Raw genomic sequence first — 19,643 nt, 5'->3', positions numbered from 1 at the left:
GCAATCCTACTGCGATTTTTCATCCGCACCCACTATTCAGCGAGCAAGGCCGTGTAGACAGCCTCGTAGCGGCGAGCGGAGACATCCCAGGAGAAGTCCTTGTCCATCCCGCGTCTCTGGAAATCCACGAGTCGGGGCGGGTCCGCGTAGAGGGCCAGGGCCCGGCGGAAGGCGGCCAGCAGCGCGGCCCGGTGGAAGGCCTCGAAGACGAGCCCGTTCCCCCCGAGTCCCCCCTCCACGGTGTCCACCAGGCCCCCGGTGGCCCGGACGATGGGCACCGTGCCGTAACGCAGTGAATACATCTGGTTGAGACCACACGGCTCATACCGGCTGGGCATGAGGAAGAAGTCCGCCCCCGCCTCCACCAGGTGGGACAGCCGGGCGTCGAACCCCACGTGCACGCCGACCTGCTTGGGGTAGCGGGCCTGCAACGCGCGAAGGCCCTCCTCCAGCTCGGGCTCGCCGCTGCCCACGCCCACGAAGCGGATGTCCGCCTGGAGCGCGGTGGGCAGCACCTCCAGGAGCAGGTCCGTGCCCTTCTGCCACGCCAGCCGGCTGACGATGGCGAACACCGGCGCGTCTCCGGGCGGCAGGCCGAAGTGCTCCAGCAGCGCGCGCTTGCAGACCGACTTGCCCCCCAGCTCCCGAGGCCCATAGCGCGCGGGCAGGTGCGGGTCCGTGGCCGGGTTCCACTCGTGCACGTCGATGCCGTTGAGGATGCCGTGCAGCCGGTGCGCGCGGTGACGCAGCAGGCCGTCCAGGCCGTAGCCCTGCTCGGGCGTCTGGATTTCCCGCGCGTACGTGGGCGACACGGTGGTGAGCGCGTCGGCGAAGACGAGGCCCCCCTTCATGAAGTTCACGGAGTCGTAGAACTCCAGGCCCTCGTCCGCGGTGAACAACTCCCACGGCAGCCCCAGGTCCTCCATCACCGCCTTGTTGAAGTGGCCCTGGTACGCGAGGTTGTGGATGGTGAAGACACTCTTCGCGTCCGCCAGCTGCGTGGCCTGGAAGCCGCGCCGCAGCGCCAGGGGCGCAAGTCCCGTCTGCCAGTCGTTGGCGTGGACGATGTCGGGCACGAAGCCCAGGCGCTGCGCGGCCTGCAGCGCGCCGACGGACAGGTAGGAGAAGCGCCGGGCGTTGTCGCCGAACTCGCCCCAGGCGTCTCCGTACAGGCCGTTCCGGTTGCCGAAGAAGAACTCGTTCTCCAGGAAGAGGACCTCCAGCCGCTCCGCCATCCGGACGGAGAGGATGGGGCCGCCCGCCTCGCCGAAGGGGAAGCGCAGCTGGAGCACCTGGCCCGTGGGCGACAGGCGGCCGGCGTCCCTCAGCTCGCGGTAGCGCGGGGTGACGACCTTGACGTCATGGCCCAGCGCCGCCAGCGCGGCCGGCAAGGCCCCCGCCACGTCCCCCAGTCCTCCCGACTTCGAGAACGGAGCCACCTCCGAGGAGATGAAGAGAATCTTCATGTGCCCACGATGACGGTTGCACGGGGCGAGTCAACCGTGAAGGTGCACCCGCGCCACCCGTCCCTTATGGTGCGCCCGTGCTGATACCTCCCGACCCCATCCAGCGATTCGCGGACGTCCTCGAGCGCGCCCGCCAGGCCATTCCCGTGGACCCCAACGCGGTGGTGGTCGCCACCGTGGACGCCGACGGACGTCCCAGCGCACGCGTGGTGCTGCTCAAGGACTTCGACCAGCGCGGCTTCGTCTTCTTCACCAACCACGAGAGCCGCAAGGGCCGCGAGCTGCTGGGCCAGCCCTTCGCCGCGCTGTGCTTCTACTGGCAGCCCCTGGACGAGCAGGTGCGCGTGGAGGGCCGCGTGGAGGTGGTGTCTCCCCAGGAAGCGGACGCGTACTTCCACAGCCGCGCGCGCGGCAGCCAGGTGGGCGCGTGGGCCAGCTTGCAGAGCCGCCCCCTGGGCTCGCGCGAGGAGTTGGAGAACCGCGTGGAGGACGTGGAGAAGCGCTACGCGGGAGGCGAAGTCCCCCGGCCTCCGCACTGGTCCGGCTTCCGCGTGGTGCCGGACCGCATCGAGTTCTGGCACGCCCGCCCCAGCCGACTGCACGACCGCCACGTCTATCTGCGCGACGGCGAAGGCTGGCGCGCGCAGATGCTCTATCCGTGAGCCGCTACCAGGGCACCTCCTCGCCCTGGTAGTCGAAGAAGCGGCCGCTGTGCTCGGCGCGCAGTCCGTCGATGATGTTCAGCATGCCGCGCACCGACTCGCGCGGCGGCAGCGGCGCATCCGGCCCGCCCATGTCCGTCTTCACCCAACCGGGGTGGAGCAGGACGGAGAGGATGCCGTGGCCCCGCAAGTCATTGGACAGGTTGCGCACGCCCATGTTCAGCGCGACCTTGGACATGCGGTAGGCATACGCGCCGCCTTCGTGGTTCGAGGAGAGCGAGCCCATGCGCGAGGTGACGTGCGCCACCTTGCGCGGGCCGCCCCGCAGCAAGCCCGGCAGCAGCGCACTGGTGACACGCAGCGGGCCCAGCGCGTTGACGGCGAACGTGCGCAGCATGTCCACGTAGTCCACGTCCGCCAGCGTGCACCACAGGCCCGGGACACCCGCGTTGTTGATGAGCACGTCCACCGGCTCCTCCAACACCTTGGAGGCGAAGCCCCTGACGCTCCGCTCCTCGGCCACGTCGAGCGTGTGGAGCCGCAAGCGCCCGCGGCTCGCGCGCCGGAGTGGCTCCAACCGTCGCAGTCCCTCCTCCGAGCGCACCCCGGCGTCGACGATGTCGCCGCGCTCGAGGAGCTGGTGGACAAATTCAAACCCAATGCCCCTGCTCGCTCCGGTGATGACGTAGCGCATGTACTTCATTAACGCGCCGAATGGATGTCCTTGGCAAAACACGCCCCACCGAGGAGGTTCGAGTGCACGCTGGTCACCGGAAAAATGAGTCTCAGGAGGAACAGCCGATGACTGTCGCCGTCGTAGGAGGTGGGATTTCAGGTCTGGTCGTCGCCTGGCGATTGCGCTCGCGGGGCAAGGCCGCCGTTGTCCTGGAGACAACATCCCGGCTCGGCGGCGCGGTGGGGACTCGCGCGAAACAAGGTTTCCTCCTTGAAACAGGTCCCAACAGCTTCCTGGACCGTGAGCCGGCGACACGCGAGCTGGCCGGCGCGCTGAATCTGGAACACAGGATTCGCGCGGCGGATGCGGCGGCGAAGCGGCGATATGTCTACACGCGAGGACAGCTGCGCTCGGTGCCCGCATCGCCCCCGGCGTTCCTGGGCTCGGACATCCTGCCGTGGAGCGCGAAGCTGCGGGTCATGGGTGAGCTCTTCACCGGCCGCGCCGCGCCGGGCATCGATGAGTCACTGGCGGCCTTCGGTCGCAGACATCTGGGCGCCACCGCGACACGCGTGCTGCTGGACGCGGTGCAGACAGGCATCTTCGCCGGAGACGTGGAGCGCTTGAGCGTGGGCGCCACCTTCCCGCCGCTGGTGAAGCTGGAGCACGAGCACCGCAGCCTCATCCTCGGCGCCATCCGGACGCAGCAGGCCCGACGAAAGGCCCTGCCCGCGGGCGCGTCCGCCGCGCCCGAGCTGAGCGGCGCGCTCAGCACGTTCGAGGGCGGCTTGCAGACGCTCATCGACGCGCTGAGCGCTTCGCTGGGGGAGGACGCGCGCGTGAACGCGACGGTGGAAGGGCTGACGCGCGTGGGGGACGGGTGGCGGCTCGCGGTGAGCGAGAAGGGACAGCGCTCCGAGCTGGATGCGTCCCACGTGGTGCTGGCCGCGCCCGCATACGTGACGCAGAAGCTCTTGCATCCGCTGGACGCGGAGCTGGCGGCGCGCGTGGGCGGCATCGAGTACGCGCCCATCGCCGTGGTGCAGCTGGGCTTCGACGTGGGCACGACGCCCGCACCGGATGGCTTCGGGTTCCTGGTGCCTCCCTCGGAGGGACGGCGGCTCTTGGGCTCCATCCACGCCTCCACCGTGTTCCCCTTCCGCGTGGAGCCGGGCCGCGTGCTGTACACGTGCATGGTGGGCGGCGCGAAGCGGCCGGACCTGGTGGGCTTGGATGAGCCGGCGCTGGTGGCCCTGGCGCGCGAGGAGCTGAAGGCGCTCGCGGGGGTGACGGCCACGCCGTCGCTCACGGAGGTCTTCCGTTGGCCCCTGGGCATCCCCCAGTACAACGTGGGACATCTGGCGCGGATGGCCGCCGTCGACCAGGCGCTCACCCGCCGGCCTGGGCTCTCCCTCACGGGGAACGCCTACAAGGGCGTGGGCCTCAACGACTGCATCCGCAACGGGCTCCAGCTCGCGGATGCGCTCGTCACCGCGGCGGGGTGAAAAAGACCGCCTGTCTTCAGAATTCAACCATCCAGCCCTGGCGGTCAGCGCCGGTGCACGGAAAACGTCAGACTGGGTTTGCATGCTGCAAGGCCTCCGGAGCCCGCAATGCTCACCCTCCCCACGCCCCTCCTCGTCCTCGTCGCCATCCTCCTCTTCCCCTTCATCCTCGCCGGCAGCATCCTCGTCGACGCCTTCGAGGTGGAGCTGGAGGAGCAGCCCGCGCGGTGAGGCGGCCGACGGTGTAGGCTCCGCCGGGAGCATGTCGGAGAAGACAGAAGGGTCCATCGTCCGCGCCACCCTGAGGGCCCTCGCGGAGCCCCGGCGGTTGGTGCCCATCCTCCTGGTCTCCGCGCCGCTGGTGGCCGCGCAGTCGAGCTTCAGCGCGGAGCCGCTCGCCCCCTACCTGGGCGTGTTGATGTGCCTGCTCTTCGTCGGGGTGGCCCCCGTGTCCTACCGGGTCCTCTTCCCGGAGGGCCTGGACCTGAGCCACGGCGGCGTGCGCGTGTTGATGTACGGCACGCTGGGCACCGGCGTGGTGCTCACCTCCGGCTTCGTGGTGCCCAAGCTCCTGGGCATGGGGCCCACCTTCCTCACCCAGCCCACGAATTTGATGGTGTGCAACGCCCTGTTCCTCGTCGGAGGCTGGGGCCTGGGGCGGGACATCGGCTTCGAGGAGACGCTGACGCGTGAGCGCGCCCGCGCGGCGCGCTTCGAGCTGGAGGCGGAGCAGGCGCAGTTGCTCGCGCTGCGCAGCCACCTGGACCCGCACTTCCTCTTCAACACCCTCAACGCCATCGCCGAGTGGTGCCGCGAGGACGGCGCCGTCGCCGAGGCCGCCGTGCTGCGCCTGTCCACCATGCTCCGCACGGTGCTCGCGGGCGTGCGCAAGGCCACCTGGCCCCTGGCGGAGGAGCTGGCGCTGATGCGCACCCTCTTCGACCTGCACCTCTTGCGGGACCCGGACCTGTTCCAGCTCACGCTCGACATCCAGCCCGGCGCGGAGGACCTGCCCGTCCCGCCGCTGGTGCTCCTGCCGCTGGCGGAGAACGCGGTGAAGCATGGACCCGCCGCGGGCCACCGGGGCCTGTTGTCGCTGGGCGTGCAGGTGCGCGAGGGGCTCGTGGAGGTGGCCGTCGAGAACCCGGGGGCATCCAAGGGGCCTCGCGAGGGAAGCGCGGGCCTGCCCACCGTGGAGCGCCGCCTGGCGCTGGCGTACGGTAGCGGCGCACGCCTCGCGCTCCAGAGCGCCGAGGGCCGCACCCGCGTCACCGTCACCCTGCCCCGCTCGGGCCCCCTGTCCGGAGTCGTCACGTGAGCACAACCCTGCGGGTCCTCATCGCCGATGATGAACTGCTCGCGCGCAAGCGCCTGTCGCGCCTGTTGAGCGCCCTGCCGGACGTGGAGGTGTGCGGCGAAGCGGCGGATGGAGAAGCGGTGCTCGCCGCGGTGCGCGCGGGCGGCGTGGACGTGGTGCTGCTGGACATCCACATGCCGGGCCTGAGTGGCCTGGACGCGCTGGCGCTGCTGCCGCAAGGCCGTCCGCACGTGGTGCTCTGCACCGCGCACGCGGAGCATGCCGTGGAGGCCTTCGAGCACGGCGCCATGGACTACGTGCTCAAGCCCGTGGAGCCCGCGCGACTCCAGAAGGCGCTGGAGCGCGTGCGCGCGCGGATGGAGCCGGAGGCTCGGCCTCGAGAGGTGTCGGCGCCCGCGGAGAAGCCCGCCGCCGGGGCCACGGCTCCGCGCGCGCTGGCGAGGCTGCCCATCCCCACGCGACAGGGCATCGTGCTGGTGGACCCGGAGACGATCTCCCACGCGGCGCTGGATGACGAGCTGGTGACGGTGTTCACCGCGCAGGGCGAGTTCCTCACCGACTTCACCCTCAACGAGCTGGCGGAGAAGCTGCCCGCGGAGCTCTTCCACCGCGTCCACCGGCGGGCGCTGCTCAACCTGCGGCAGGTGGCTCGGTTGGAGCCGCTGGAGACGGGCGGCTACCTGGCTCGCACGGCCCGAGGCCACGCGGTGGAGGTCAGCCGCCAGTCCGCGCGCGAGCTGCGGCGGATGCTGGGCCTGCGGCGCGGCGCCGAGGATGAGGGCTGACAGCGCCCCCTCCTCGCTTCGCGGCGCGCGCGGCTCAATCAGTCATCGACGCTGACTTCGACCTCGGTGAGCTGCCCCCGCACCTCGCGCAGGAACACGATGGTGCCCTGCTCGGTCCACCGGGGCGAGGTGCCCTCCCCCAGGCTGTAGGCGTTCGTGACGTCCAGGTTCCGGTCGAAGCTCACGACCTGCACCGCGCTGCCGCTCGGCTGGGCCGTGAGGTAGACGATGATGCGGCGCTCCTGCGGCCCCCACTCCACGCCCGTGCCGCCCATCGGCGTGGGCACCACGCTCAGCGAGGGAGACTGGGGCGACGAGACATTCGTCAGCTGCTTGAGGCCCTTGCCGTTGGGGTTCACGCGCCAGAACGAGGACACGCCGGAGCGGGCCTTGGACTGGAACAGGATGCTCTTGCCGTCCGGCGACCACGACGGAGTCTGGTCGTCATGGCCCGACGTCAGCCGCGACAGCTTGCCCGTGCGCAGCGAGTAGACGTGGAGGTCCGCACGCGTCACCGGGTCGCCCTGGGTCCACGAGTCCGGCAGCTTCGCGAAGACGACGTCGCGGCCATCCGGCGACACCGCGGGCGCGCCACTGCGCTCGGCGACGAGGACGGACTGGCCATCCTTCAGCGCGTACAGGGACTGGTTCCCCGTCAGGTAGACGATGATGCGGCGCTCAGCGACCCGCTCGTCCGCGTCTTCCGCCTTCTCGACACCCGGCGCCTGCACGGGCGCGGTGTCCTGCTCCGCGCCGCCACATGCGGACAGCGCCACGGCGGAAGCCATCCACATCAACAAGGTCCCACGACGTGCGAGGCTTCGGACTTCAGTCGGATGCATACGGTCCTCTGTATGAAAATTCGCTGGGAGTACGAATACTGACAAAGGAGTCTGACCCGCACTCGGGGGTATTTCACGTCAGATGGCCTGAACAATCCACCCGGTCTCATTTGACCCGCCGAAAACCGGACGAGGCGGTAGGACTCCACTACGGGGTGGCGAACAGGGACGGGACGTGCGCCGCGTCGTCCCCGAGGACTTCACCCAGGACCTGGTAGGCGGGGGTAGGAAGCGCGGTGCCGGCGCGTGCACAGCGGGCGGCCTCGTCCAATGTGCGGGCGGGCGTGGTGCAGTAGGACTCGCGCCAGTGCTCCCTCAAGCCTTGCGCGAAGCGCTGGACGAGCTGCTCCACGCGCTGCTCCAGCCAGGGCTCGGGGTCCACCAGTTGGGCGCGCCGGGGATGCACATTGCCGGGACCGAAGGACACGTCGTGCTCGTAGGAGGAGTCCGACAGGTGGTCCTGGAACACGGTGGCCAGGGGGCCTCGCTGGGAGTCCAGCACACCCGATGAGGACACCGTGAGCTGGTGGTCCACGGACAAGCGCAGCGCGTGGTACTCGAAGGTCCGGGACACCTCGCGGTAGCGCGTGACGGGGACGGTGATGGTGCGCGTGTACGTGCGCGTCTTCGTCACCGTGCGCTTGCGCTTCTTGCCCTCGTCGTCCGTGTACTCCTCCTCTTCGGAGTAGGGCTCGGAGATGGTCTCGGTGCGGTCCTCGTGGTCCGTGTACGGCACCTGCTCGGAATAGGGCGCGGTGAGCGACACGGAGCGGCTGTCGCGGCGGGACTCGAAGCGCCCGGCCAGCGACATCTCCGGATGGTGGCGCGCGGAGGCGGAGAACCAGGGCGAGGACTCGAACACGCGCGTGAGCCGTCCTCGCAAGAGCTCCATCTGCGCGGAGTCCAGCCCGTCCACGTCGCCCGTCCACGTCGGCACGGACAAGAGCTCCACGGCCGCGGGCGGTTCCGGTGCGAACTCACGCCAGCGGCGGCAGTAGCGGGAGACGAGCTCCCGCCAGTGCGGCGCGTCCTCGGAGGACACGTCCCGCAGCCGCTTGCACACGTCCCTGCCGCTCTGGAGCACCACCGCCGACATCTCCCGCTGGATGACGGCCATCTCCCGGTGCGCGAGCAGCTTCTGCTTGCGCGTGAGCATCTGGTCCGCGGTCAGCGCCAGCCCTTGTGAGGCGGGGGTGCTGATGGTGCGTCGCAGGTGCTCGTGGGTCCCCTCCATCTCCTCCAGCAGCGAGCTCTCGAGTCCCCCGTTCAGCTTGCTGTTCCACTGCGCGCGGCGGTCCAGGAACTGGAGCAGGTCCTCCTCCGCCTTCTCGTCGACGCCTTGCAACCGGAAGCGACGGGCGTTGCCCAGGAGTTGGTCCAACGCGCGGCCTCGCAGGCCGTCGCGCTCGGTCACCAGCTCCTTCTCGTGGGGGCTCTGTTGGACAAGGTCGTCGTAGAGGGTGGCCGCCTCGACGAAGCGGCCCTCGCGAGCCAGCTTGTCGGCGCGTCCGCGCAGGGAGGCGGAGCAGGCGCTGCCCAGGACGGCGAGCAGCAGGATGGCGGGAAGGAGTCGAGTCATATGCGCGCGCACGGGTGTCGGCCCGCTGACGGCGCGGGCGGGCGGATATTCATCCCAGGCCCGGGCTCCTCGCAATGCGAGTCGCCTCGAGCCGCGTCACGGCTGCTCGGTCGACCGATTCCGGGACGAGCCCGGCGGCGGGCTCAGTCCTCCGGCCACGTGTGGACGGGCTCGCCCGACTCCGAGTGCTGGAGGTAGCGCTCCAGCATCGCCGCCAGCGCGTCCCGACGGGGCAGCTCCGCCTCCAGCCGCGCGAGCACCCTCCGCTGCCAGCGCGCGCCCGTGCGCCCCGTGTCCACGCGCCGCGCGATGATGTCCAGCATCCGGTCCACTTCGTCCGCCTCGACACCCGCCACCAACAGGCCCCGCCGCGCCACGGGCAGAAGCCTGCGCACCAGCTCCACCACGGGCACCACGCGAGGACTCGGCACGGACTCGCCGGGCCAGGAGAGCTCCGCGTCCAAGCCTCGGCGCGCGGCGCGCAAGAAGTTGCCCGTGGCGTGCGCGAAGGGCAGCGCCGGAAGCAACGCGTCCATGCGCTCGCCCAGCCCCAGCGTCAGTCCCAACAGGAACGCCCCATTGGCCACCATGTCCACCACCGAGGGGCCCGCGGGCAACGCGCGCATCTCGATGCGCAGGTGACCCGAGTCTCGCGGGTCGTAGATGGCGCGGTTCCATGTCCAGACCGTCCCCTGATGCAGCCGCAGCTCGTCCAGGCTCGGCAGTCCCCCCGCCGCCACGCGCTCCAGCGGCGACTCGTGCCCCATCACCGGCAGCAGCGGCGGATGCAGCGCGACCGACTCCGCGAACAGCTCGTACGCACCCTCGCGCGCCCAGCCATGGCCGAACGTCACCCGCGCGGGAGCACAGAAGCCGCCCACGCCCGGCTCCGCACGGTCATCCACCGCCTGTCGGAACAGCGCCACGCGCGTCTCATCCCAGAGCTTGCGCCCCAACAGCAGCGGCGAGTTCCCACCCACGGCCAGCACCGGCGCGGTGGCGAGCTGCGCGGCGTTGTACAGCCGGGCGAAGTCCCGAGGCGCCACTCGCAGGTGCACCTGGAACGACGTGTTCGCTCCCTCCAGCGTCACGTCATCCCACGTGAGCGACAGGGACTCCTCCTCGCCGGAGATGGCCACCTGGAAGGGCGACGCGCGCCGCTGTCGGATGGCCGAGGACAACGCGCGGTAGCGAGGCTGCGCCGTCAGCGCCTCCCACCCCAGGTCCTCCTCGCGCAGCGTCGGGAGGATGCCCACCACCGCCACTCGCGCACCCTGCGTCTTCGCCGCGCGCCGCACCTCGCGCAGCGAGTCCTCCAGCTCCTCCTGGAGCGCGCGAAACGGACGACCCGCGAGCGGCCCGGGCCGAGGGTTCAGCTCCAGGTTGAAGCGGTCCATCTCCAACGTGACGCGCGGGTCCACCGTGCGCGCCAGCACCTGTCGGTTCACCGGCAGCGGGAAGCCCCGCGCATCGACGAGGAACAACTCCAGCTCCGCGCCGACGGTCGCCGCACCCTCTCCGAAGCCGGGCCTCGCCAACAACTCCCGCAGCGCCACCAGGCTCTCGTCGAGCCGGCGCGCGAAGCGCTCGTAGTCCTCCGGAAGGAAGACCTCCTGCTGGATGGCGAGCCCCATTCAGGGACAGCTTGGAGATGGTCGCCCGCACCGACAGGTCACGACAGGGGCTCGGCGGGTCGCACGGTGGGGATGGCGGGTGGGCGGCCGCCCGGGGGCCCCGCCGAGAGGACCCACACGCCCAGGTGCCGCCGGCCCGGGTGTGTTATCTGGAGCCCTGGTCATGCCGTCCTCCGACACGCCCACCAACCTCTACGACCTGACGCGGCCCGCGCTCGGCGCGCTGCTGTCCGACTGGGGCTTCCGTCCCCACCACCGCGATGTGCTGTGGACGGGGCTGTACCGCCAGCAGGCGCGCGCGCTCGAGGAACTGGAGGGCCTGCGCCCGGAGCTCAGGGACCGGCTGCGCGCGCACACCCGGCTGGGACACCTGACGACCCACCACGAGGCCTTCAGCTCGGACGGCTACACGCACAAGCTCCTCCTGAAGCTGGAGGACGGACAGACGATTGAAACCGTCCTCATGCGCTTCAAGGGCCGCGCGACGGTGTGCATCAGCACCCAGGCCGGCTGCGCCATGGGCTGTGTCTTCTGCGCCACGGGGCAGATGGGACTGTCACGGCATCTGACGCCGGGCGAAATCGTCGGGCAGATTCTCCATGTACGGCGCATCCTTCGCGAGTCCGGCGAGACGCTGCGCAACATCGTCCTCATGGGGATGGGCGAGCCGCTCCACAACTACGACAACACGATGGCGGCCATGGATGTCCTGGTCGACCCATTGGGCCTGGCGATGGCGCCGCGCTTCATCACGCTGAGCACCGTGGGCGTGGTGCCCGGCATCCGCCGCCTGGCGGACGAGGACCGTCCCGTCCAGCTGGCCGTCAGCCTCCACGGCGCCACGGACGAGGAGCGCGCCGCGCTGGTCCCCGCCGGACGGCGCTGGCCCCTGGCGGAGCTGATGGACGCGTGCCGCTACTACATCGCCCGACGCAAGCGCCGCATCTTCTTCGAGTGGACGCTCATCGAAGGGCGCAACGACACGCCTGAACACGCGAACACGTTGGGCGCGCTGCTCACTGGCATGGACGCGCACGTGAACGTGATTCCCCTCAATCCCACGGTGGGTTACGACGGTGGACCCAGCCAGCCCACGTCGGTGCGCGCCTTCCAGGACACGCTGATGGCACACGGCATCCCCAGCACCGTGCGTCAACGCCGCGGCATCGACATCGACGCGGGCTGTGGTCAGCTCAAGTCCGCGGTGGAGCGGCGCTCGCGTCGTTCACTTCCCACCAGCCCGTGACGCCGTCGCGCGAACGGCACGCGCATGTCAGCCGTGCCCGTTAACGTGCGCCGCCGACACGTGCGGTCCCGGCCCTACAACGGGTCTCATCATCTGTAACGCTGGAAGACACCCGCGAGGTTTCAGCGGGGAGCCTCTTGCACGCTCCATGGCCGTGGGCACATTCTTTCCTCCGGCTTCCCGGGGAGGTGGGCGATGCTTTCCATTCAGGAGCACGCGACGACGGAAGAGGCGAGCATCGACCTGCTCGACTTCATCCTCCAGCCGTCCAACTGGCTCGCGGCGATTCGACGTGAGACGGACCCGGCCATCTGGCCGGGGCAGAACACGCTTTATCAACGACGCGTGGGACCGCTGCGCATCTGCGCCGTGGTGGAGATCTCCACCGCGCTGGAGGTCTCCCTCCACATCGCGTTCCGCGCGCCGGGGCTCACACCCGTGAAGGCCGCGGACCATCTGGAGAGCTTCCTCAAGCAGCGGCTTCCCCTGACGCCCAACTCCGAGTGGCAGGTCGAGGTCGACGAGCGCCGGTGGATCCACTTCTCCCGACGCTACGCGGCTTCACACCTCACCGCGTGAGCCCAGCGCCCCCCTCGAGCCGAGTCACCCGCGGGGCGTGTGCATCTCGCCACCGAGGACTCGGCCCTGGGACACCTCGATGAGCCAGTAGCCCTCCCGGCCTTCTTCGGTGGAGGAGCCAGCGCCGAAGATGTGCGGGCGATCCTCCGTGGCCGGGTGGTGGTAGCGCTGGTGGATGTGGCCATGCAGCACCGCGTGGCGAGGCCCTGGCAACAGCCTGAGCAGCGCCTCCGCGTCGCGCAGGCCGTGATGCCAGTGGTCCGCATGTCCCTGGCGCGTCAGCGGGGCGTGGTGCACCACGACGAGCACCGCGCGCCCGTCCAGCCTCGGGTCCTTCAGCAGCGCGGAGAGCGCGCCGAGCTGCGCGTCGCCGATGACACCGTACGAAAGCCCCGGGGTGAAAGGGACGCGCGCGGACAACAGCCCCACCACGGCGGCCTCGGTGCCGAGCAACCGCACGAAGGGAAAGGCGCCCTCGCCGCGATACTCCGGAAGGTCACTGTGCAGCAGCTGACCGAAGTGGCTCGCGAAGCGGCCCTTCTGGTGGCTGCCCGGCGTGAAGACGTCGTGGTTGCCAGGGATGACGGTGCAGCGGCGCGGGTCCTCCGCGAGCGACCCCAGGGCCTCGCGCGCGCCGCGGAACTCGCTGTCGAGCGCGTAGGCGGTGAGGTCGCCCGAGAGGATGAAGTGGTCGGCGGCGTGGTGCTCGACCTCGCGAGCGATGGAGGAGAGCACGTGGCGCGCGCGGGCGTAGCGCTTCGCGCGGCCGCCCACCGTGAGCTCGACCAGGGCCATCCAGCGCCGCCAGCCCAGCCTCCGGAGGGGCAGCGCGAAGTAGTCGTCGGTGATGTGGACGTCGGAGCAGTGGATGAAGCGCATGGAGTCTCTCGCCCGAGCAACGGCCCACCGGGTGCCCGCATTCTCTCCGGATGCCGCACGGGGGGAAGCAGCATCTCCGGACGGCATGCTAGGAACGCGGGCGGGAGTTCCCCTCACCATGAGCGACTTTCGCGGGCGCTTCGCCCCCAGCCCCACCGGGCGCATGCACCTGGGCAACATCCGCAGCGCGCTGCTCGGCTGGCTCCAGGCCCGCGCCGCTCAGGGCCGCTTCCTCCTGCGCATCGAGGACCTGGACCGCGCGCGCTGCAAGCCCCCGTACGTCGACGACTTGATGAAGGACTTGCGCTGGCTCGGGCTCGACTGGGATGAGACGCCGCTCGTCCAGAGCCAGCGCGACGACGCCTACCGCGAGGCGCTCTCCACGCTGGAGCGCGAGGGGCTCGTCTATCCGTGCTTCTGCACGCGCGCGGAGATTGCTCGCGCCGCCAGCGCGCCGCATGGGCTCTCCGAGGAAGGGCCTCGCTACCCCGGCACCTGCGCGCACCTCACGCGCGAGCAGCAGGCGGAGCGCGCGAAGACGCGGCCTCCCGCCTGGCGCTTCCGCGCGCGCCCCGGTGAGGTCTCCTTCGTCGATGCGCTGATGGGCCCCCACACCCAGGACGTCGAGGCCGTGGTGGGCGACTTCGTGGTGCGCCGCAACGACGGCGTCGCCAGCTATCAGCTCGCCGTCGTCGTCGACGATGCGGCCACGCACATCTCCCACGTGCTGCGGGGCGATGACCTGCTCTCCTCCACGCCGCGTCAGCTCCAGCTCTACGACGCCCTCGGCGCCCAGGCGCCCGGCTTCCTCCATGTCCCCCTGGTGATGGGTGAGGACGGCAAGCGCCTGGCCAAGCGCGAGGGGGCCTTCGCGCTCGCGGAGCTGCGCGAGCGGGGACTCGCGCCCGAGCGCGTGCTGGGCCTGCTCGCCGCATGGAGCGGGCTGGGAGATGGGACACCTCGGACGCTCGAGGCGCTGGTGCAGTCCTTCTCGGTGGAGGCGCTGCCCCGCTCGCCCGTCGTGGCGCGCGAGGCCCAGCTCGTCGAGGCACTCGGCCTGCGGTGAGCTCCCGCCGACTCCCTCTCCCCGAGGGAGCGTGCAACCCCATGGAATCGTCCGGGGCCTGACAGTGCCCATCTTTCGTCCGGACCCGAGCATCCCCATTCCGGGGTGCTCGCCCGTGTCAGGAGGCCCGGCCCATGGCAACCACCATCGTGGAGAACGAAAAACCTGGCGTCATCGGCGCCACCGCGGGGACACCCTTCAAGCTGAGCTGGGGTGCCATCCTCGGAGGCACCATCGTCGCGCTGGGAGTGCTCCTCCTCCTGTACTCGCTGGGCCTCGCGCTGGGCCTGTCCTCGGTGGACCCCGGCAACCCCGACAGCGCGCGCTCGGCGGGCATCGGCACGGGCATCTGGAGCATCATCGCCCCGCTCATTGCCCTGTTCGTCGGCGGCTTCGTGGCCGCGCGCACCGCGGGCGTGCTCGACAAGGGCGGCGGCGCGATGCACGGCGCGGTGATGTGGGGGCTGACGACGCTGCTCGGCGTCCTGCTCGTGGGCATGCTCATCTCCACCGTCGTCGGCACCGCGCTGCGCGCGACGACGGGGCTGGTGGGCGCCACGGGCGCGGCCGTCGCGGGCGCGGCGTCTCAAGGCGGTGAGGCCGCGCAGGCCTTCGGCATCGACGCCAACGACGCGCTGGGCCCGGTGAACCAGCGGCTGCGCGAGGAGGGCAAGCCCGCCATCACCGCCAACCAGTTGGAGGCGGCCACCCGGGACATCGCCACCACCGCCGTGCGCACGGGGAACCTGAACCGCGAGATGCTGGTGACGTCCATCGCCGACAACACGCGGCTGTCCCGCCAGGACGCGGAGGACGTCGCCGACCGCGTCCAAGTGCAGATCGACTCCGCCAAGACCCGCGTCGGGCAGATGGGGGAGCAGGTCCAGCAGGGCGCGCTCGTGGCGGCCAACAAGTCGGGCCGCGCCTTCTGGGGCATCTTCGGTGGGCTGCTGCTGGGCCTGGTCGCGTCGGTGCTCGGCTCCACGCTGGGGGTGAGCAAGCGCCAGCGCGTCTTCGCCGAGGGCGCCATCACCGGCAACCGGACCACGACGACGCGACGCGAAGTCTATCCCTGAGTCAGGCGGCACTCCGAACGAACGGGCCCACCTCGTCACCGGGGTGGGCCCGCTGATTCCGGGCTCATCCCCGTGGGGCGCATGCGCTAACGTCACGGCCTCCAGTCGTGACGAAGGGGACCCTCCTCCACCGCCTGTTCCTGGGTCTCCGCCATGCACTCCATTCGCGGGGGACTTCGTGAATCCAAGCCGTACCTACCTGCTGTGCCTCGCGGCGATGGCCGCGCTGTCTAGCGGCTGCTTCCTGCGCACCGGCTATGTGCTGGAGGCCCTCAACGCGCCCTCCGAGCCCAAGACTCCGCCGCTGCCCATCTCCGTGCGCGAGCGCGTGGCGCGGCTGACGCGCTCACACCTCATGGACGCCTACGCCGACCCCGCCGCGGTGGCGCGGTGGATGTCCGCGATGGGCAGCGCGCCCCAGCCCGTCGTCGAGCAACTGGAGTGTCTCCGCGCGAACGCCGGAGGCAGCAACGCGACCTGTTACGACAGCTTCCTGAAGAAGACCCTGGGCGGCGGGACGTGGGGACTGCCCGCCGCGCCGAGCACCGTCGACGCGAGCGCCCCCACCGCCGCGGAGGTCGACGCGCAGCGCTTCCTGGCCAACGCGCTGGGCATCGCCTCGTCGCTCGTGGCGCTGGGGGACTCGCTGTCGGACCCGCTCAATCCCCATCACGTCACGCAGGGCCTGCGCGAGGGCGCCGAGTCCACCGCGCAGTACATCAGCGCCCGCCGCTGGAGCCGCAAGCTGGGGCGCCCGTCCAACGCGGTGGTGCTCAGCGGCGGCGGCGCCAATGGGGCCTTCAGCGCCGGCGCCATGTGGCGGCTCTTGGGCATCCTGGAGTCGTGCCGAGGCAAGGCCGCGCCAGAGGGCTGCGGTGACGCGCGCATCGACCTGGCGGCGGGCACCAGCACCGGCGCGCTCATCAGCACGCTCGTGGACCTGTTCCACACGCCCGGCCAGGAGCAGAAGGCGCGCGACGTGCTCATCGACAACTACACCTGCTCGGTGGAGTCGGACCTCTACTGCGTCAACTCGACGTGGGTGTGGAGGATTGCCTCGGACCTGAAGGGCCTGGTCCGCTTCGACGGCATCCAGGACAAGCTGCGCGCCGCCGTCGTCCCCGCGCAGCTCACCAACGGCACGGAACTGGTGGCCGTCTCCGTGGACTTCAACACCGGCGACGTCCACGGCATCAGCGACCAGGACCCCGCCACCTTCCCGCCCACCGCGACCGACGCGCAGAAGGTGGACGGCCTCATCAACGCGGTGCTGGCCTCCATCGTCGAGCCCGTGCTCGCGGAGCCCGTGCCCTGGGTGCCGTCGCGCGAGGGGAAGCTCGAGGGCACCTTCCTGGATGGCGGCGTGCGCTCCGGCCTGCCGCTGCTGCAAGCCGTCCAGCGCGGCGCCGAGCGCGTGCTCATCCTCTCCACGCGGGGACTGCAGACGGAGCCCTCGCCGCCCCCGGAGAACGCCGTCAGCACGCTGATGCGCACCATCGACCTGTTCGTCGCCCAGCCCTTCGTCGGCGAGGTGCAGCAGGCGGAGCTCGCCGCCGTCGGCCGCCGCTTCGCCGAGTACAACGTCTGCACGCTGCGCCTGGCCCAGGTGGAGGACGCGAGCGCCGTGCCCGCCTACTGCCAGCGCACGGGCCAGGGCTTCGTGCCCGTGGAGCCCAAGTCGCTGCGCGCCGCCACCAGCATGTGGATGGGCCCCGCGCACTTCGCGCAGGTGGCGTCGAGCTGGCGCGCCGCGTGGATGTTCCGCCCGGAGTCCGCGCTCGCGACGGCCAGCGGCTACTCCTTCTCCCCCAAGGTGATGCGCCCGCTCTTCAAGGACGGCGTGAAGACGCTCCAGCAGCGCTGCTCGGAGGTGCTGCGGCTGTTCGAGATCCACGGCACGCTCGCGCAGGAGGAGTGCGCCCGGTCCGTGGACGAGGTCGTCCAGGAGGCCGAGTCCCTCTTCGCCCCCGAAGGCCAGTGCACCGGCGGCAAGCCCTCCCAGCGCTCCTGCGACTGAAGCGCGCGGTGAGGTCCCCGCGGGCCCGGTCCAGGCCGGGCCCCGGGTGTGCGCCTCCTCGCGGGGCGCATTCCCGAGGTCGCGGATGCACGGCGGCGCGGGACCACGGCATATCCTCCCCAGAAGGCCCTTACCGCCTCTCTCGAGCGCACATGCCACGACGTCCTCTCATCCGCTGGGTCGCCATTCCCCTGTTCTGCCTGGGCCTGCTGCTGCTCATCGCGGCCGTGTCCTGGTGGTTCACCCGGACGAGCGAGCCGCTCGTCGAGGCCGAGCCCCCGCACGAGGCCCCCTCCCCGCCGGACCGCCCCAGCGCCCCCGTGGTGCCGCCCCCCGCCTTCCCCTCGCCCCTGTCCGCCGTCCCCGTCCCGCCGGACCCCGACAGACCCGAAGCCCGCCGCATCGTCCCGTCCGTCGAGCCCCTCATCGAGGCCTATGAGGGCGACTTCCGCCCGGAGGACGTCCGCGCCGCCATCCAGGCCGTCACTCCGCTCGTGCAGCAATGTTTCGAGGACGCGGCACAGCGCAACCGGGGGCTACAATCCGTGAAGCTGCGCTTCAACGTGGAGTCACGGGGCGGCGGCAGGGGCCAGATGAACCGGGGCGAGGTGCTGGTGAGCACCATCCCGGACCCGATGGTCCAGGCCTGTGTCGTGGATTCCCTCTTGGATATCGACTTCCCCACGCCGTCACGGGGGGGCCGGGCCCAGGTGGTCTATCCCTTCGTGTTCGGTGAACCGGGGGAGACTGGCCGGTGAGCCCTGGTTTTGCGTAAGGTCCCGAGGCCCCCTACGCACTCAATGCCCGTCTCCGTTGAACAGCTTGGCCCTCAGGACGCGGATGCCCTGCGGGCACTGCTTTCCAAGGACCCGGTCCACAACCTCTACCTGCTGGGGTTGCTGGAGGAGTTCGGCATCGCCGCGCGAGGCCGGGTGCCTTTCGCCTTCTACGGCCGCTTCGACGACCAGCAGCTCACCGCCGCGGTGTTCGTGGGCGGAGACGGCGGCCTCGTCGTGCCCAGCGCCAGCGACGCCAGCGCCACCAGCGTCATCGCGGACGCGCTCGCGTCGACGCTGCGCCTGCGGGCCACGGTGGGCGACAAGTCCTCGGTGGACGCGCTCCTGCGCAGCCTGTCCCCCGGCAAGCCCCGACTGTCGCGCACGCAGCGGCTGTTCGCCGTGTCCGCGGATGACCTGGGCCCCTTCACCAACCCGCTCCTGAGGCTGGCGCGCGAGGAGGACCTGCCCAAGCTGGTGCCCCTGGCGCAGGGCTATGTGCGCGAGGCGCTGGAGCGAGACCCGCTGTCGGAGGACCCGCTCGGCTACGAGGCGCGTGTCATCCAGCGCGTGCGCCAGCGCCGCACGTACGTGCTGGAGGAGAACAACGCGCTGGTGCTCAAGCTCGACATCGGCAGCCGCTCCCAGTACGGCGCGGAGCTGGAGGGCCTCTACACGCTGCCCTCCGAGCGCGGGAAGGGCCACGCCACGCTGTGCCTGGGGCAGATCTCCCGGCACCTGCTGTCCTCGCTGCCCCGGCTGACGATGCGAATCGACGAGCGGGACGAGAGCACCGCGCGCATCGCCCGCAAGGTCGGTTACCTGGCGGGCCGTACGTGGCGGATGGTGCTGGTGGAGTAGCTCGCGGGCCCCGGGGCGATGCCGTACAGTCCGCGCCCTCCATGAGCAGCCGTCCCACGCCGTCCCGCCGTCCCCTCTCCGGAGAGGGCCCCGTCATCCTCCACTCCGCCACGGACCCGCGCTGGCTCCCGTTGGCGCTCGAGCACTTCGACGCGGTGCTGGTGGACCACGCTCACTGCGAGAAGAAGGCCGCCGCCAACGCGCTGTCGCTGCTCCAGGCCTACCCGGACCTGCCCGGCCTGCCCGCGCAGATGGCCCGCCTGGCCCGCGAGGAGAGCGCGCACCTGGCCCGGGTGCTGGAGCTGATGGACGCGCGCGGCCTGACGCTGACGAAGGACTCCGGCGACCCGTACGCGCAGGGCCTCCAGAAGCTGGTGCGCACGCCCGCGCAGGAGCGGCGCATGGACCGGCTGCTCGTCGCGGCCGTCATCGAGGCGCGCTCGTGTGAGCGGCTGTCACTGCTCGCCGAGGGGCTCACGGACCCGGCCCTCGCCCGCTTCTACGGCGAGCTGGCCCAGTCCGAGGACGGCCACCAGTCCCTCTTCTTCCGCCTCGCCGTCACTGCGGCCGGGGGCGATGACACCGGCGTGCGCGAGCGGCTGGAGTGGATGCTGGAGCACGAAGCGCGGGTGCTGGAAGAGGTCGGCCTTCGCGCCGCCATCCACTGAGGCCCTCG

The 19,643-nt window shown here is 70.9% G+C and carries 19 protein-coding genes; 13 read left to right on the top strand and 6 right to left on the bottom strand.

What is annotated here, in order from left to right; translation table 11 throughout:
- Window positions 1-32: 32 nt before the first annotated feature.
- Complete coding sequence (gene glgA / locus MYSTI_RS06490) at window positions 33-1,466, bottom strand: glycogen synthase GlgA (protein ID WP_015346917.1); 1,434 nt, start codon at window positions 1,464-1,466, stop codon at window positions 33-35.
- 77 nt (window positions 1,467-1,543) lie between these two features.
- Between glgA and pdxH the strand changes: the two genes are divergently transcribed.
- Window positions 1,544-2,128 carry a pyridoxamine 5'-phosphate oxidase gene (gene pdxH / locus MYSTI_RS06485; protein WP_015346916.1) on the top strand — a complete coding sequence of 195 codons (585 nt, stop codon included), beginning with the start codon at window positions 1,544-1,546 and terminating at the stop codon, window positions 2,126-2,128.
- Between the two features lie 4 nt (window positions 2,129-2,132).
- On the opposite strand, the gene MYSTI_RS06480 is transcribed toward pdxH, so the two are convergent.
- Window positions 2,133-2,822 (bottom strand): SDR family oxidoreductase, encoded by a 690-nt coding sequence (locus MYSTI_RS06480; protein WP_044283140.1) that lies wholly within the window; start codon window positions 2,820-2,822, stop codon window positions 2,133-2,135.
- 107 nt (window positions 2,823-2,929) lie between these two features.
- On the opposite strand from MYSTI_RS06480, the gene hemG reads away from it, so the two are divergent.
- From hemG to MYSTI_RS06465, 4 genes are all read left to right on the top strand, one after another.
- Window positions 2,930-4,309 (top strand): protoporphyrinogen oxidase, encoded by a 1,380-nt coding sequence (gene hemG / locus MYSTI_RS06475; RefSeq protein ID WP_015346914.1) that lies wholly within the window; start codon window positions 2,930-2,932, stop codon window positions 4,307-4,309.
- Between the two features lie 108 nt (window positions 4,310-4,417).
- Window positions 4,418-4,540: a hypothetical protein gene (locus tag MYSTI_RS45245; protein ID WP_015346913.1), complete on the top strand. Its 123-nt coding sequence runs from the start codon at window positions 4,418-4,420 to the stop codon at window positions 4,538-4,540.
- A 31-nt stretch (window positions 4,541-4,571) separates the two neighbouring features.
- Window positions 4,572-5,627: a sensor histidine kinase gene (locus MYSTI_RS06470; protein ID WP_015346912.1), complete on the top strand. Its 1,056-nt coding sequence runs from the start codon at window positions 4,572-4,574 to the stop codon at window positions 5,625-5,627.
- Window positions 5,624-6,412 carry a LytR/AlgR family response regulator transcription factor gene (locus tag MYSTI_RS06465; RefSeq protein ID WP_015346911.1) on the top strand — a complete coding sequence of 263 codons (789 nt, stop codon included), beginning with the start codon at window positions 5,624-5,626 and terminating at the stop codon, window positions 6,410-6,412. Before MYSTI_RS06470 ends, MYSTI_RS06465 begins: the two co-directional genes overlap by 4 nt.
- Window positions 6,413-6,450: 38 nt before the next feature.
- Here the strand turns inward: MYSTI_RS06465 and MYSTI_RS06460 are convergent, their stop codons facing one another.
- The 3 genes from MYSTI_RS06460 to MYSTI_RS06450 form a co-directional block, all read right to left on the bottom strand.
- Window positions 6,451-7,200 (bottom strand): TolB family protein, encoded by a 750-nt coding sequence (locus MYSTI_RS06460; RefSeq protein ID WP_169558610.1) that lies wholly within the window; start codon window positions 7,198-7,200, stop codon window positions 6,451-6,453.
- Window positions 7,201-7,402: 202 nt separating this feature from the next.
- Window positions 7,403-8,833 (bottom strand): hypothetical protein, encoded by a 1,431-nt coding sequence (locus tag MYSTI_RS06455; RefSeq protein WP_015346909.1) that lies wholly within the window; start codon window positions 8,831-8,833, stop codon window positions 7,403-7,405.
- Window positions 8,834-8,976: 143 nt separating this feature from the next.
- Window positions 8,977-10,467, bottom strand: coding sequence for a glutamate-cysteine ligase family protein (locus MYSTI_RS06450; RefSeq protein ID WP_015346908.1), 1,491 nt, complete (start codon window positions 10,465-10,467; stop codon window positions 8,977-8,979).
- Window positions 10,468-10,630: 163 nt separating this feature from the next.
- Between MYSTI_RS06450 and rlmN the strand changes: the two genes are divergently transcribed.
- Window positions 10,631-11,713, top strand: coding sequence for a dual-specificity RNA methyltransferase RlmN (rlmN, locus tag MYSTI_RS06445; RefSeq protein WP_015346907.1), 1,083 nt, complete (start codon window positions 10,631-10,633; stop codon window positions 11,711-11,713).
- A gap of 195 nt (window positions 11,714-11,908) precedes the next feature.
- Window positions 11,909-12,292, top strand: a complete 384-nt coding sequence (locus MYSTI_RS06440; protein WP_015346906.1) for a hypothetical protein — start codon at window positions 11,909-11,911, stop codon at window positions 12,290-12,292.
- A 24-nt stretch (window positions 12,293-12,316) separates the two neighbouring features.
- Here the strand turns inward: MYSTI_RS06440 and MYSTI_RS06435 are convergent, their stop codons facing one another.
- The gene (locus MYSTI_RS06435; protein ID WP_015346905.1) at window positions 12,317-13,171 is read right to left on the bottom strand and encodes a metallophosphoesterase family protein; all 855 of its coding nucleotides are present in this window, start codon (window positions 13,169-13,171) and stop codon (window positions 12,317-12,319) included.
- 118 nt (window positions 13,172-13,289) lie between these two features.
- Between MYSTI_RS06435 and gluQRS the strand changes: the two genes are divergently transcribed.
- From gluQRS to MYSTI_RS41580, 6 genes are all read left to right on the top strand, one after another.
- Entirely contained in the window at window positions 13,290-14,237 is a 948-nt protein-coding gene (gene gluQRS / locus MYSTI_RS06430; RefSeq protein WP_015346904.1) for a tRNA glutamyl-Q(34) synthetase GluQRS, read from the top strand.
- A 134-nt stretch (window positions 14,238-14,371) separates the two neighbouring features.
- Complete coding sequence (locus tag MYSTI_RS06425; RefSeq protein WP_015346903.1) at window positions 14,372-15,313, top strand: hypothetical protein; 942 nt, start codon at window positions 14,372-14,374, stop codon at window positions 15,311-15,313.
- Between the two features lie 178 nt (window positions 15,314-15,491).
- Entirely contained in the window at window positions 15,492-17,330 is a 1,839-nt protein-coding gene (locus tag MYSTI_RS06420; protein WP_015346902.1) for a patatin-like phospholipase family protein, read from the top strand.
- 152 nt (window positions 17,331-17,482) lie between these two features.
- Entirely contained in the window at window positions 17,483-18,088 is a 606-nt protein-coding gene (locus tag MYSTI_RS06415; RefSeq protein ID WP_044279117.1) for an AgmX/PglI C-terminal domain-containing protein, read from the top strand.
- Between the two features lie 42 nt (window positions 18,089-18,130).
- A complete protein-coding gene (locus MYSTI_RS06410) occupies window positions 18,131-18,967 on the top strand; it encodes a GNAT family N-acetyltransferase (protein ID WP_015346900.1) in 837 nt (278 codons plus the stop codon).
- A gap of 41 nt (window positions 18,968-19,008) precedes the next feature.
- Window positions 19,009-19,635: a MiaE family protein gene (locus MYSTI_RS41580; protein ID WP_015346899.1), complete on the top strand. Its 627-nt coding sequence runs from the start codon at window positions 19,009-19,011 to the stop codon at window positions 19,633-19,635.
- Window positions 19,636-19,643 lie beyond the last annotated feature (8 nt).

It is taken from the genome of Myxococcus stipitatus DSM 14675 (assembly GCF_000331735.1).
Classification (GTDB): domain Bacteria; phylum Myxococcota; class Myxococcia; order Myxococcales; family Myxococcaceae; genus Myxococcus; species Myxococcus stipitatus.
The sequence above is the reverse complement of the archived record's forward strand: the minus strand, read 5'-3'. Positions and strand labels throughout refer to the sequence as shown.

Excerpts from the sequence above, each read along its gene's own strand:
- MYSTI_RS06460 (WP_169558610.1), bottom strand. The coding sequence starts at position 7,200 with ATGGCTTCCGCCGTGGCGCTGTCCGCATGTGGCGGCGCGGAGCAGGAC.
- gluQRS (WP_015346904.1), top strand. The coding sequence starts at position 13,290 with ATGAGCGACTTTCGCGGGCGCTTCGCCCCCAGCCCCACCGGGCGCATG.
- glgA (WP_015346917.1), bottom strand. The coding sequence starts at position 1,466 with ATGAAGATTCTCTTCATCTCCTCGGAGGTGGCTCCGTTCTCGAAGTCG.
- MYSTI_RS41580 (WP_015346899.1), top strand. The coding sequence starts at position 19,009 with ATGAGCAGCCGTCCCACGCCGTCCCGCCGTCCCCTCTCCGGAGAGGGC.
- MYSTI_RS06440 (WP_015346906.1), top strand. The coding sequence starts at position 11,909 with ATGCTTTCCATTCAGGAGCACGCGACGACGGAAGAGGCGAGCATCGAC.
- MYSTI_RS45245 (WP_015346913.1), top strand. The coding sequence starts at position 4,418 with ATGCTCACCCTCCCCACGCCCCTCCTCGTCCTCGTCGCCATCCTCCTC.
- MYSTI_RS06435 (WP_015346905.1), bottom strand. The coding sequence starts at position 13,171 with ATGCGCTTCATCCACTGCTCCGACGTCCACATCACCGACGACTACTTC.
- MYSTI_RS06450 (WP_015346908.1), bottom strand. The coding sequence starts at position 10,467 with ATGGGGCTCGCCATCCAGCAGGAGGTCTTCCTTCCGGAGGACTACGAG.
- MYSTI_RS06410 (WP_015346900.1), top strand. The coding sequence starts at position 18,131 with ATGCCCGTCTCCGTTGAACAGCTTGGCCCTCAGGACGCGGATGCCCTG.
- rlmN (WP_015346907.1), top strand. The coding sequence starts at position 10,631 with ATGCCGTCCTCCGACACGCCCACCAACCTCTACGACCTGACGCGGCCC.
- MYSTI_RS06480 (WP_044283140.1), bottom strand. The coding sequence starts at position 2,822 with ATGCGCTACGTCATCACCGGAGCGAGCAGGGGCATTGGGTTTGAATTT.
- hemG (WP_015346914.1), top strand. The coding sequence starts at position 2,930 with ATGACTGTCGCCGTCGTAGGAGGTGGGATTTCAGGTCTGGTCGTCGCC.
- MYSTI_RS06425 (WP_015346903.1), top strand. The coding sequence starts at position 14,372 with ATGGCAACCACCATCGTGGAGAACGAAAAACCTGGCGTCATCGGCGCC.
- MYSTI_RS06455 (WP_015346909.1), bottom strand. The coding sequence starts at position 8,833 with ATGACTCGACTCCTTCCCGCCATCCTGCTGCTCGCCGTCCTGGGCAGC.
- MYSTI_RS06415 (WP_044279117.1), top strand. The coding sequence starts at position 17,483 with ATGCCACGACGTCCTCTCATCCGCTGGGTCGCCATTCCCCTGTTCTGC.
- MYSTI_RS06470 (WP_015346912.1), top strand. The coding sequence starts at position 4,572 with ATGTCGGAGAAGACAGAAGGGTCCATCGTCCGCGCCACCCTGAGGGCC.